Raw genomic sequence first — 11,985 nt, 5'->3', positions numbered from 1 at the left:
AGCTAATAATGCGGCGATTGCAAACATATACATCCCGTAGATGCTTGTCACGGGAGGAATCATAGTATGAAGCCACATTCATTAAGGTATACCCTCATCTTCGCAGTCCTGGCTGTCCTCACCTTGCTTGGAGGCGGAATATGGTTTCTGTCAGGGCATAGCCCTGCCGTATGGACTGCCTCTGTTCCAAAAGAGGCCAAGTCCCCCGCCATTATCCCCCGGCAGCAGCCCGTGCAGTCCGATCTTTCAGATACGATCTACACATCGGAGACAGAGGCTTTAAGCCAGCGCGTGGTTGAATATCACATGGATGTGGAGCTCCTGCCTGATAAGGAGACCCTGGTCGCCTCCGAGACGCTGACCTGGACCCATCCGGGCGCAAAGCCGGTCCAGGAGCTCTACTTTCATCTGTATCCCAATGCATTCTCATCCGCCGGCACCACCTTCATGAAGGAGTCCGGGGGCACGCTTCGCGGTGACACCATGCCTGCTGGGGGTTACGGGAGCATTACCCTGACAGATTTGCGGACCTCCGAGGGCATTTCGCTGATGCAGCGCACCCAATATGTGCAGCCGGACGACGGCAATGTCAATGACAGAACACTGCTCAAGGTCCATCTGCCGCAGCCGGTGAACGGCGGCGAGAGCGTTACGGTAAGGCTTAAATTCGAAGTCAAGCTGCCGAAAATTTTCGCCCGGATGGGAACCGCTGGCGACTTCGTGATGGCCGGCCAGTGGTTTCCGAAGCTTAGCGTCTATGAGCCTGCCGGCAGAAGAGGACTCAAGGAAGAAGGCTGGAACCTGCATCAATACCACGGCAACTCCGAGTTCTACAGTGATTTTGGAATTTACAATGTATCGATTTCTGTCCCGCCCGAGTATAAGGTCGCCGCAACCGGGTTCCCGGTGAGAGACGCCAAGGTGGTGAAGGGGCGCAAGATCTATCAGTTCTATGCAGATGACGTCCACGACTTCGCCTGGGCGGCATCGCCTGATTTCGTGGTTGCCGAGAAGGCCTTCTCCGCGCCGCAGGTGCCCGGGGTGAAGATTAAGCTCTATCTGGACCCGCTGCATAAGCATCTCCAGGAGCGTTACTTTCAGGCGGCTGAGGCTGCACTGATGGCATTCAGCAAGTGGTACGGCCCTTATCCCTACTCTACCTTATCGATTGTTGTCCCGCCGGAGTCCGGCAACGGGGCCGGAGGCATGGAGTATCCGACCCTGATTACCGCCTTCGGCGCCACGGACACTTCACCGGGCACCTCCCTGGAGCGCACGATCATCCATGAGATCGGGCACCAATATTTCTACGGTCTGGTGGCCAGCAATGAATTCGAAGAAGCCTGGCTGGATGAGAGCTTCACCTCTTATGCCGAAGACCGGCTGATGGAACAGGAATACGGTGTGGTCTCAAGCCTCCCGCTGCAGTCCAGCCTGGTCTCCTCTTCACAGCCGCTTAAGCTGGAGACCTGGAAATACACCGGTGATGACGCCTACACGCGCAATGTATACATCCGGGGCAAGCTGGTGCTGAAGGATATCGAACGCATCGCCGGGACCAAGAATATGGACGCCATCCTCGCCGCCTATGCCCGCAAATACCGCTTCCAGCATCCGACCACCGCCGACTTCCAGAAGGTTGTGGAGAAAGTGACCAAGCAATCCTGGCAGACGTATTTTGAGCGGTATGTCTATAGCGGGGGGGCACCCGACTTCGCAGTTGACGATATCAGGCTCACCGTCAGACGGGACAACAGTGACGGCGGGGGGAGCCGCTATAGCGCTGTGGTTGATGTAAGCAATAAGGGCAGCCTGTACCCCGATGTTCCCGTGAAATTCACCTTCGCAGACGGGTACACGGTACAGCAATACTGGAATGGCGAGGGTAAGGCTACTTCCTTTGAGTTAGCGTATAAAGCGCCGCTGGTCTCCGCAGAGATCGATCCGGGGCATTCCATTCTGCTGGAGAGCAGGCATCTTAATAATTTCAGAATGGCGGAGCTTGAGCCGCGTACACTCTCCCGCTGGACGCTTAGTGCATCAACTCTGCTTGAAACCCTGCTCGGAACTCTTGTCTGGTGAGGTGAAGGAATGGTGAAAAGTTCAATTGCCCGCGGTTGGATCAGCATGAAAGAGCAATTCTATATATTGATTCTGCTATTTATCTACCGGCTGTTCTGGGGATATTTCCTGTACAAATTCATTAAAAGCGCGGTTGTCCCCGTCCTGCTCCGCTACCCGGATGCGAATGCCGGCGGCAGCGGAATAGGCAGGCTGCTGTATTATATCGAGGGGCAGACCGCGCTGCGCACCGACTCCGCCGTCCAGCACTGGCTGTGGATGCTGCTTGCGCTGACAGTGCTAAGGCTGCTGGTGACTCCCTTTATCCGTGCAGGGCTGCTGCACGAGCTTCACCAGGAGCGCGACGGAGCGCGGGGACTGTTCTTTTTTCCCGGAATGAGAAAATATGGGCTGCCGGTGCTGGTGTTCAGCCTCATCGAATGGGCGCTAACCCTCCTGCCGCTCTATTGGCTGCTTCCGCGTATGTACCGTCATCTGCTCAGCGGCGTTCTCGATGTCCAGCTTCTGCTGAAGCTGGTGCCTTATGTGCTGGGCTGGCTGCTCTATCTCTTCCTTGTCCGCAAGCTTCTGCTCTATATGCAATTCGGCTATACCGCCGGTACCGGCATGTTCTCCTCACTGCTGATCTGCCTGAAGATGCTGATGCCTTCGATCGGTATATCCATCGTTCTGGGGGCGGGAAGCCTGGCCGTAATTCTGCTCTGCAGCGCCTCTGCTCTGTTCTATCCCGGATTGCCGGCCCTTATGCTCCGCCAGGCAGCTCCGCTGCCCTCCACGCTGTTCGATATGTGGGGAATCGCTGCCCAATACCACCTCTGGTCCAGTAAATCATTTCCACAATAATAAGCTGCTGAAGCGGCATACTAAAGAGAGTCACAGCCCCTCTATCCGGGAGCGGGACTCTTTTTTGCTTGAACAGAGGACAAAAGCATTTGCAAAAGGGGAAATCCTCTGATACAATGATGGCTGTACCAGTAGTAACAAAGTTGTAATCTTTCAAGCAAAATATTCCGTAACTCTTGCAATTTAAGCAATACCGATAAGTCACTGTTCTGGTGCATAAAACGCCGAATTCCCTGCACCGGGAAGTGGGGGAACCATATTTTGGGTGAATTGATCTCGCTTTAAAGGGGTCATAGGGGAACCTTCTACCGAATCCTTAAGCTAACCTCGCAGGCCCTGGAAGGAGTACATCTTTTGATTAGTCAGAATTTCAAGAAAAAATGCACCGCAGCAGCGCTGGGTCTTGTGATGGTATTCACACTCGGAGCGGGCAGTGCCTTCGCAGATTCCAAAATGGATACTGTGATTTCAAAAACCATTGGAACGTCGTATAAAACCGGGGGCACAACCACCAGCGGCTTCGACTGTTCCGGATTTACCAAGTATGTGTTCAAGAATGTCGGGCTTACCTTGCCCCGTACCTCCAAAGCACAGTTCAAAGTTGGAACAAGTGTATCCAAGAGCAATCTGCGTTCCGGTGATCTCGTGTTCTTCAATACCCTGGGTAACGGAGTGTCCCATGTCGGTATTTATGTTGGAAACGGGAAGTTCGCACAGTCCTCGAGTTCACGTGGTGTAACCATCAGTTCGATGAGCCAGTCCTACTGGGCCAACCGCTACGTTGGCGCCAAACGAGTAATGAGCACAACAGCCTACCAAGCTGTCGCTTACGATTGAACCCTTGAAGCATACCCCGAATATTTCAGCCTCTAACAACTAAATGTAACTTATACGAGCCCGGGATGATTATTGCCGTAATCATTTCCGGGTTTTTCCTTTTCCTTATTCTACCTTTTACACCGAATTCGCAGCCTTGAAACAGCATTTTCTTGCAAAAATAAAGAAATTATCATATAAATTAACCCCTGCGCATAGATATGAGTCTTTCGAAAGGGCTATAACTCTAAAAAACAGCAAAAAAGATGCATTAATATGTTATAAGTGATTGCCAAGCGCCTTAGTCTTTGTTACAATTATCGCAGTGATCTTTTAGTAACATTTTTGTAATTATTGAATCGCTTTTAACAAAGGTTTTGTCATGTATTGAATGAACCGCTAATCCTAATCAACAGTCGTGCCGAGTTCCCTAATGAATTAGGGAAACGGGGGAACCACTTTGGGTGAATTGACCTCCTATTCTAAGAGGGGTCATAGGGGACCTTCAACCGAACCCTTAAGCTAACCTCGTAGGCATTGGAAGGGGTATTTACTTTTGAAGAAGAAGCTAGCAGCCGCAGTACTAAGCTTGTCCATTATCTTCACCATCGGAGCAGGAAGCGCTTTCGCGGATTCCAAAATGGATAAAGTGATCGACAAAGCCATCGGAACCAAATACGTGTCCGGCGGTACATCAACTAACGGGTTTGATTGCTCCGGATTTACAATGTATGTTTTTGATAAGATCGGCATTAACCTGCCCCATCAATCCGGCTCCCAATATCAGATGGGCACTGCCGTGTCCCGTGACGAGATGAGACCGGGCGACCTTGTATTCTTCAATACAAGCGGTAAGGGCATATCCCATGTTGGTATTTATGTTGGTGACGGCGAATTCGCCCATGCCTCTTCCTCACGTGGTGTAACCATCAGTTCGCTGAGTGACAGCTATTACGTCAACCGCTACGTTGGCGCCAAGCGAATCATGAGTACAGATGCCTACAAGACTGTAGCTTCGGATTCCCAAGACAACGATGATGTACAATAATCCTTTGTAACCTAACGCTCTCTTCCGAGATTTTTGCCGAAATCTTGGAGAAGGGCTTTTTTTGTCTATAAAATTACTTACCCCTCTCTATATTTGTAAAACACTGATTCTGCGCTTTCGGAAAATATATTTTGCCGTTTGTCAAGTTCCTGCATTTCCGTAAGGAAATTGCGTCGAAACTGGCTGTTTTTGTATATAATTAATAGAAGAAATGAATTTATGTCCCTTGGAAGGAGGCCTCCCCTAATGATTAGCTCCCCGCTAACCTTTTATGTGGTGCCTATGGAGCCGCAGCATGCCGCTGAGATCTGTGAGTGGAGCTACAAGCCTCCGTATAATATTTACGGCTGGATGTCCTGGGAGCAGATGCAGGCGCTGGGCGTGGAGTTCGGAGACCCGCAGCTGCGCAGCGAGCAATATGTGTCGGTTGTGAATGGAGAGGGGGATCTGTGCGGCTTCGCCCAGCTCTTTCCGATGGAGGGGGTAGTCCGGCTTGGAGTCGGAATGCAGCCCGATCTGTGCGGTCATGGAATGGGGCATCTGTTCATGAAGGCTATTGTGCAGGCAGCACGGTCGCGTTACCCGGAATGTGAGATCGACCTGGAGGTGCTGACCTGGAACCAGCGCGCCATCCGCGCCTACCAGAAATGCGGGTTCACTATAACGGATACCTATGAACGCCGCACTCCGACCGGCAATAAGCCTTTTTATTGCATGGTCTATGAGGAATAGCACCGGAGACAAGAGGGATTTGCAAAAAATGGATCATTTGTGTTCATTTTTTTGACACACATACTATGATAACGCTTCACCATCCGCTATAATGGAGACAGCAGCTCACATGGAGGGACGGATGCAGATGCAGAAATGGATCATGAGCGGTTTGTTTTTTGCCGCCTGTGCCTTTGCAGTAATCTTAATGTTTACCCTACCCGGTAAATCCGAGGTGGCGGAGCAGAACAAGCCGACCATGCCGGAGGTTGTGCTGGACGCTGCGGGCGCAGAAGCCACAGTGAAGGCCAATTGTATCTCCTGCCACGGAGACCAGCTTCAGGGCGGGGCGGGACCCAGCCTGCAGCAGGAAGGCGCTTCGCATGACGCAGCTCAGATCTACAGCATAGTCACCAAGGGCCGCGGACAGATGCCTCCCTTCAAAGACAGGCTGGCCCCTGAAGAGATTGCGAATGTAGCCCTATGGCTGGCCGAGAAGAAATAATCCGCAACCTGTACTCACACCTTGCTCCTCATTCTAAATGTATAATGCCCGTGACGAGGATAACGAACGATCCTTGCACGGGCATTTCTATTAATTAGATATTCCTGTTGTCTCCATAGGGGCCTTGTCCTCTAGCGGGTCTTCTCGAATGCCTCATTAAATTCATGCGCTTGGCGGAGATCAAGCTTCTCCACATCTGCAGCCAGCCGCAGAACAACCGTCTTGTAATCAATGGTGATATGCGGGTGATGGTCAAAGGCCTCCGAAATTGTCGCTACCTCATCCACAAAGGCAATTCCCTTCATATATTCACTGAACATATATTTGCGCACCAGCCTATCCCTCTCCAGCTTCCAGCCCTCAAGCTTGCCGATCTGCTCCTGCAGTTGTTCCTCAGTTAATTGCAATTCGTTTCCTCCCTTGCTAAGTTAACGGTTTCTTGAGCCTGCTCTTTCCTTCAAATAAAACATCCCTCAGCTTCTGAAAGTCCAAGGGATGTGCCAGGCCAAAGATTTTTGATTAAATGTATTCTGACATCCCAGCAATTAGTACTCCACTTCCAATTTTAACATGGCCGGATGCCCGGGACAAACCCGCTGCCGCATTTTTCCCCTGCTTTATACAAGAACGACTGAAGCCAGATCCTCATCGCCCAGCAGAATATTAATGCGGTGTGTTTCTTTATCGTACATCACAACTCCGCTGCCCACCTGAATGACCGGCTCGTTGCCCAGCGCGTAGAACAGGTCTTCCGCAAGCGCCTCCCAGACCTCCTGCCTCGATTCCTCCGGCAGATTCGTCCACTCTTCAGGCTCCATTTCAAAAAAAATGTACCCGTCTGCAATCCGTCCAACGGCTCCTGTCAGTTCAACCAGAATTTCACCGTAATCCCTGCCATGCTTAACTCCCACATCAATCACTCCGTTTTCTTCGCTGATGAATAATAACCTACCTTATCTATTATAGCCGAAAAAATCACTTCACAAAAAAGGGAATGATGTCGATAAAGAAGAATATACGTGATTTGGTTACGAACAGAGTGTTCTCCCGCGGTTCAAGGACGAATTACGCGGTTAGTCGATCACTTCTTAATTCTCATGGACGAGGTGCATAAATGGAAATCTCAACAATTCTAGGCCTGGTGTTTGGTCTGATCGCAGTAATCTGGGGGATGATACTCAAGCATGCTCCGCTTGCAAGCTTGAACAACCCCGCTGCCTATGTCATTATTTTTCTTGGCACGGCTGCCTCTATCTTCATGGCCTTTCCGATGTCGGAAGTCAAGAATTTCCCTAAGCTGTTGAAGATCCTGTTTACGAAGAAAAAGATGGTCGGTAAGCCCGAACTGATTACCATGTTCATGGAATGGGCTTCCATTACCCGCCGCGAAGGGCTGCTCGCTCTGGAGTCCAATGTCGATGAAATAGAAGATAACTTCCTCCGTAACGGCATGCGGATGATTATTGACGGCAATGATCAGGAGTTCGTCCGTGATGTATTAATGGAAGATATTCATGCCACTGAAGACAGACATAAAGCCGGAGCCTTGATCTTCTCCCAGGCCGGGATGTATGCCCCTACACTAGGGGTACTCGGGGCTGTTATCGGGCTGATCGCCGCCTTGGGGGATATGAGTAACATGGACGTCCTGGCCCACGCGATTGCCGGTGCCTTCATTGCAACCCTGCTCGGGATATTCACCGGTTATGTCATGTGGCACCCTATGGCGAACAAGCTGAAGCGGATATCCAAACGCGAGATTGAAGTCCGCCTGATGATGGTCGAGGGTCTGCTCTCCATTCAGTCTGGGGTGTCTACCATTGCCATTAACCAGAAGCTGTCTGTCTTCCTGACTCCGTCCGAGCGTGCCAAGCTTAGCGAGAAGGAGGGGGCTTCCAGTGAGCAAAAAGACTAGGCATGAGGAACATGAAGAGCATGCCGATGAATCCTGGCTGCTTCCCTATTCTGATCTGATGACCCTGCTTGTTGCTCTGTTCCTGGTTATGTACGCCATGAGCGCTACGGACGCCGTGAAGTTCCAGCAAATGGCTGAAGCCTTCAATTCAGCGCTCAGCGGCGGCGGCGGCGTCCTGGAGTACCGGTCGGATTCCCCAACCAGCTCCCAGCTGGACCAGGGCAAGCAGGATAAGATGAACAGTGTGATTGCCAAGAACACCGGCACCTCCGATCTGTCCAAGCTCCGTGCCAAGGAGCAGGAGGATCTGGAGAAGCTGAAGAAGCAGTTCGACCAGTACATCAAGAACAACGGGATGACTGACTTGCTTAGCACGAAGCTGAATCAGTCCCAGCTGATGATCACGATTAGTGACAATGCCCTGTTCGCTTCGGGACAGGCTATAGTGAAGGACGAATCCCGCCAGCTGGCCAAGTCGATCTCTAACATGCTGCAGCAATTTCCCGATTATGAAGTATTGGTGCAGGGGCATACCGATAATATTCCGATCTCCAACAGCACGTACTCCTCGAACTGGGATCTTAGCGTAGATCGCGCCCTGGAGTTCATGAAGATTCTGCTGCTCAATCCCAACCTGGACCCGACGAAGTTCAGCCCGACCGGCTCTGGCGAATACCACCCCATCGCTACCAATGCTACGGCTGCCGGGCGGGCCAAGAACCGCCGGGTAGAAGTATCCATCCTACGTAAATATAAGGACGCTGCTGCGGAGACAACGGATGTCTCTAATGTAACAGCTCCCTGAATAGTAATGAAATAAATAAGAGCTGCTTCGAACGGCCCTACCAGGGTCTATCGGAGCAGCTCTTATTATAGGTATGGGCATTATAATCTTATTGCAGCTGATAGTTCAGCATAGCCCCCAGCTCCTGCTTCTCTTCCTGGGACAGCTCCCGCCATTCTCCGGTCTTCAGTGCGCCAAGTCGGATATTCATTACCCGGATGCGCTGCAGCCGCCGGACTTCATAACCGAAGGCGCTGCACATGCGGCGAATTTGCCGGTTCTTGCCCTCAGTCAGCACGATACGGAATACCCGTTCACTAATACGCGTAATTTCACAGGGAAGTGTCTTGCTGCCCAGAATTTTCACGCCGGTGGACATACCGGTCAGAAAAGAAGGCGTGACGGGTCGATCTACAGTGACCACATATTCCTTCTCATGCCTGCCTTCTGAGCGTAATATTTTGTTAACAATGTCACCGTCATTGGTCAGCAGAATCAATCCCTCTGAATCCTTGTCGAGCCGCCCGATCGGGAAAATCCGCTCCTCATGCCCTATGAAATCAACAATATTGCCTTGAATATGCGCTTCTGTAGTAGAGGTAATGCCAACCGGCTTATGAAGCGCGATATACACAATCCTGCTGCCCGTCTGAAGCGGCTGGCCGTCAATCAGTACGGTATCCCCGGCCTCGGCTTGGCTGCCCAGCATAGCGGGCTCACCGTTGATGGTGACCCGCCCTCCCTCGACCAGCTTGTCTGCTTCACGGCGTGAACAATAGCCTGTCTCACTGATGAATTTATTGATTCTCATGTTCGTCTTCACTCCGTTCTATATTCATAACGGCCGGAGGTACTGGCTCCTTCGCTTCAGGCAGCTTGATAATTACCTGTGCCCCCCGGCCATACTCGCTTCTTATCTCCAGGCTGCCCTTATGGGCCTGAATAATCCGCTGGCTGACCATCAAGCCGAGACCGGTTCCGGACTCTTTGTTCGTAAAGAACGGCTCTCCCAGCTTGGGCAGCATGTCCTCAGGGACGCCTCCGCCCTCATCCGTGATCACAACAACCACAGAATCATCCTGCTCCTGCTGCTCCACGGTAATCGTTCCCCCGTCCGGCATCGCTTCGATCGCATTTTTGATTACATTGATAAATACCTGCTTCAGCTGATTCTCCTCACAGTGCACCATGGCGGGTACTCCCGAGAAATGTGTGGTGAATTCAATGCCGAACAGGTGGGCCTGACTGTCCAGCAGGGAGATGACATCGCCGACAATATGCCGCAGATCCCTTTGCTGGAAATGAACAGCCTGCGGCTTCGCCAGAATCAGGAACTCACTGACAATCATATTGATCCGGTCCAGCTCCGAGAGCATCAGATCAATATGCAGCGGAACGAGAACCTTCTTCTCCTGCTGAAGCTGCAGGAAGCCCCGCAGGGTGGTCAAGGGATTGCGGATCTCATGGGCAACGCCTGCGGCAAGCTGGCCGACTGTAGTCAGCTTCTCCGAGCGTCTGAGCAGCTCCTCGATGCGGTTGCGCTCGGTCATGTCACGGGATACATGGACAACCGACTGCGGCTGGCCCTCTTCATCCCGGATAACCGAGCTGCTGACGCTGACCTCTACCAGGGAGCCGTCACGCTTCAGCCTGACGGTCTCCACAGGCGGCAGAGATGCCCCATCCTTAAGCTGCTGCAATCGTATACTCTCCTGCTCCTGCACAGTGGCCGGAACCAGATAAGGCGGCTTGACCAGAGCATCCGCAGCGCCCCATCCATAGAGATCCTCGAACGCTCTGTTCGTACTGATGATCCGCCCCTCCATATCCACCGTGTGGATGGCATCCGAAGTGCCGTTAATGACCGACTCCAGATGCTCCTTAACCGCACGGTTCTCCTCCAGTGTCTGCCCCAGCCGGTTCGTGTGCTGCAGCAGATGTGAGGTCATCGCATTGATGCGCTGGGCCAGCTGTCCAAGCTCATCGCGGCTGGATACATTAAGCGGGGGCTCGAACTTGCCCTTGGCCACATCATTGACCTTAGCCAGTATATCCTGAATCGGGCGTGTAACAACACCGGCCAGGACATAACTCGCCAAGAGAAAGATAATAAGCAGCAGTACCGAGGTGGTGATATTATTGAACAGCTGCTCGCGGATGACTGAGGAGATCGCCTGGTAGTCCATGACTACACTGATCACATAATCTGCGGCTCCCGGCCGCTCAATCGGAATGAAGCTTTTGAGCACTCTTTTACCCAATGCCTTCGTATCCAGCGTTACCGGCTCGCCCTTGTTCAATGCTTCACGGATTGCCGCCTTGTCCTCTGCAATATTGCCGTAGGAATAGGTTCCGTACTGAATAGGGCGGTTCCGCAGCTTCGTGTTCTTGGGATCTGTACCATCAGGCAGCATGCTTGAGGCCCCGAAGGTCTTCGGATTGATTCCCGTAATCTCCAGAATTCCGGGATTTACAGCTTTGGATTCCTGGATGATCTCATCGGGACTCATAATTTTGACATAATCGCTTACCGCTGTGCTCCGGACGAATGGATCTATGATATAATTGCGTGCCCCGTCATAATAATAACCCCATTTATCAATATACTCCGGATTGGAGGTTGAATATTCAAACGGCCCGGACCAGAAATTCTCCAGGGATTGCCCCTGATCGACAGATACCCGCTGGCCTGCAAACAGCTCCAGAAAAGCTACATACCAAAAACCCATGCCTCTGGTCGAAAGTCCAATCTCTGCAGGATCTGAAGATTTGGCTACGATAATATCATCCGCAGTCTTCACCAGCAGCGAGATATTCGACACCCCCAGCTTGGTGGATAGCGCCTTCAATTGTTGATTGGTAATATTCCTGATATCCGGGTCCAGCTCATAGGAGGCCAGAATGGCGGTCAAGCGCAGGTTCTGGGCAATTTTATCCTGCACGTAATTCGAGCTGTAGCCGCTCTGCTCCACCGATACGGCAACCTGCTTCGCAGTGATCTTCATGTTGCTTACACTCTCATTCCGCAGATTATTCCGGGCAGCATAAAGATTGAGCGAAAGATTAAGCATCAAGATTAAGAGCACCGAGCCAAATATAATCGCTGATAATTTCGTTTTTATGGACAAGCGTATTGTTCACCTCTTATCCGCTGGTAAATCCTAGCGGGCATTCAACATAATCATACCTTTTGCCCTCCCATTTGAAAAGGCCTTTCCCCACAGCCGGGTGCTGGCAGATATTGAATTATCGGGGCAGTTTCACTACAATAGGTAAGAAAC

The 11,985-nt window shown here is 51.6% G+C and carries 12 protein-coding genes and 2 riboswitches; of the genes, 8 read left to right on the top strand and 4 right to left on the bottom strand.

The features are described from left to right. Positions 1-66: 66 nt before the first annotated feature. From MKY86_RS32410 to MKY86_RS32385, 6 genes are all read left to right on the top strand, one after another. Entirely contained in the window at positions 67-2,082 is a 2,016-nt protein-coding gene (locus MKY86_RS32410; protein WP_036724429.1) for a M1 family aminopeptidase, read from the top strand. Between the two features lie 9 nt (positions 2,083-2,091). Next, a complete protein-coding gene (locus MKY86_RS32405) occupies positions 2,092-2,925 on the top strand; it encodes a hypothetical protein (protein ID WP_083685702.1) in 834 nt (277 codons plus the stop codon). Between the two features lie 212 nt (positions 2,926-3,137). Further along, positions 3,138-3,276, top strand: a riboswitch (cyclic di-AMP (ydaO/yuaA leader). A 57-nt stretch (positions 3,277-3,333) separates the two neighbouring features. After that, the gene (locus MKY86_RS32400) at positions 3,334-3,762 is read left to right on the top strand and encodes a C40 family peptidase (RefSeq protein WP_051477954.1); all 429 of its coding nucleotides are present in this window, start codon (positions 3,334-3,336) and stop codon (positions 3,760-3,762) included. Positions 3,763-4,150: 388 nt separating this feature from the next. After that, a riboswitch (cyclic di-AMP (ydaO/yuaA leader) is annotated at positions 4,151-4,293 on the top strand. A 4-nt stretch (positions 4,294-4,297) separates the two neighbouring features. After that, positions 4,298-4,789 carry a C40 family peptidase gene (locus tag MKY86_RS32395; RefSeq protein WP_036724428.1) on the top strand — a complete coding sequence of 164 codons (492 nt, stop codon included), beginning with the start codon at positions 4,298-4,300 and terminating at the stop codon, positions 4,787-4,789. Positions 4,790-5,035: 246 nt separating this feature from the next. Beyond that, positions 5,036-5,521 (top strand): GNAT family N-acetyltransferase, encoded by a 486-nt coding sequence (locus MKY86_RS32390; protein ID WP_076084829.1) that lies wholly within the window; start codon positions 5,036-5,038, stop codon positions 5,519-5,521. Between the two features lie 127 nt (positions 5,522-5,648). Continuing rightward, positions 5,649-6,005 (top strand): c-type cytochrome, encoded by a 357-nt coding sequence (locus tag MKY86_RS32385; RefSeq protein WP_076084861.1) that lies wholly within the window; start codon positions 5,649-5,651, stop codon positions 6,003-6,005. 131 nt (positions 6,006-6,136) lie between these two features. Here MKY86_RS32385 and MKY86_RS32380 read toward each other — a convergent pair whose 3' ends face one another. Both MKY86_RS32380 and MKY86_RS32375 read right to left on the bottom strand, forming a co-directional pair. After that, positions 6,137-6,412, bottom strand: a complete 276-nt coding sequence (locus MKY86_RS32380; protein ID WP_036724424.1) for a 4a-hydroxytetrahydrobiopterin dehydratase — start codon at positions 6,410-6,412, stop codon at positions 6,137-6,139. A gap of 210 nt (positions 6,413-6,622) precedes the next feature. Continuing rightward, entirely contained in the window at positions 6,623-6,916 is a 294-nt protein-coding gene (locus MKY86_RS32375; RefSeq protein WP_036698940.1) for a hypothetical protein, read from the bottom strand. A 203-nt stretch (positions 6,917-7,119) separates the two neighbouring features. Between MKY86_RS32375 and motA the strand changes: the two genes are divergently transcribed. Both motA and MKY86_RS32365 read left to right on the top strand, forming a co-directional pair. Further along, on the top strand, positions 7,120-7,920 hold the full coding sequence (gene motA / locus MKY86_RS32370; RefSeq protein ID WP_036724422.1) for a flagellar motor stator protein MotA: 801 nt from the start codon (positions 7,120-7,122) through the stop codon (positions 7,918-7,920). After that, the gene (locus MKY86_RS32365) at positions 7,904-8,725 is read left to right on the top strand and encodes a flagellar motor protein MotB (protein WP_076084826.1); all 822 of its coding nucleotides are present in this window, start codon (positions 7,904-7,906) and stop codon (positions 8,723-8,725) included. Before motA ends, MKY86_RS32365 begins: the two co-directional genes overlap by 17 nt. Before the next feature lie 88 nt (positions 8,726-8,813). Here the strand turns inward: MKY86_RS32365 and MKY86_RS32360 are convergent, their stop codons facing one another. Beyond that, positions 8,814-9,515, bottom strand: coding sequence for a pseudouridine synthase (locus MKY86_RS32360; RefSeq protein WP_076084823.1), 702 nt, complete (start codon positions 9,513-9,515; stop codon positions 8,814-8,816). Further along, on the bottom strand, positions 9,502-11,775 hold the full coding sequence (locus MKY86_RS32355) for an ATP-binding protein (protein ID WP_340827916.1): 2,274 nt from the start codon (positions 11,773-11,775) through the stop codon (positions 9,502-9,504). Before MKY86_RS32355 ends, MKY86_RS32360 begins: the two co-directional genes overlap by 14 nt. Positions 11,776-11,985: the final 210 nt, after the last annotated feature.

Source organism: Paenibacillus sp. FSL R7-0333 (assembly GCF_038000365.1).
GTDB lineage: Bacteria > Bacillota > Bacilli > Paenibacillales > Paenibacillaceae > Paenibacillus_AQ > Paenibacillus_AQ silagei.
This window is presented reverse-complemented; position numbering and strand designations above follow the sequence as displayed.

Coding starts and splice junctions, on each gene's coding strand:
- MKY86_RS32410 (WP_036724429.1), top strand. CDS start 67: ATGAAGCCACATTCATTAAGGTATACCCTCATCTTCGCAGTCCTGGCT.
- MKY86_RS32390 (WP_076084829.1), top strand. CDS start 5,036: ATGATTAGCTCCCCGCTAACCTTTTATGTGGTGCCTATGGAGCCGCAG.
- MKY86_RS32400 (WP_051477954.1), top strand. CDS start 3,334: ATGGTATTCACACTCGGAGCGGGCAGTGCCTTCGCAGATTCCAAAATG.
- motA (WP_036724422.1), top strand. CDS start 7,120: ATGGAAATCTCAACAATTCTAGGCCTGGTGTTTGGTCTGATCGCAGTA.
- MKY86_RS32385 (WP_076084861.1), top strand. CDS start 5,649: ATGCAGAAATGGATCATGAGCGGTTTGTTTTTTGCCGCCTGTGCCTTT.
- MKY86_RS32355 (WP_340827916.1), bottom strand. CDS start 11,775: ATGCTTAATCTTTCGCTCAATCTTTATGCTGCCCGGAATAATCTGCGG.
- MKY86_RS32405 (WP_083685702.1), top strand. CDS start 2,092: ATGGTGAAAAGTTCAATTGCCCGCGGTTGGATCAGCATGAAAGAGCAA.
- MKY86_RS32360 (WP_076084823.1), bottom strand. CDS start 9,515: ATGAGAATCAATAAATTCATCAGTGAGACAGGCTATTGTTCACGCCGT.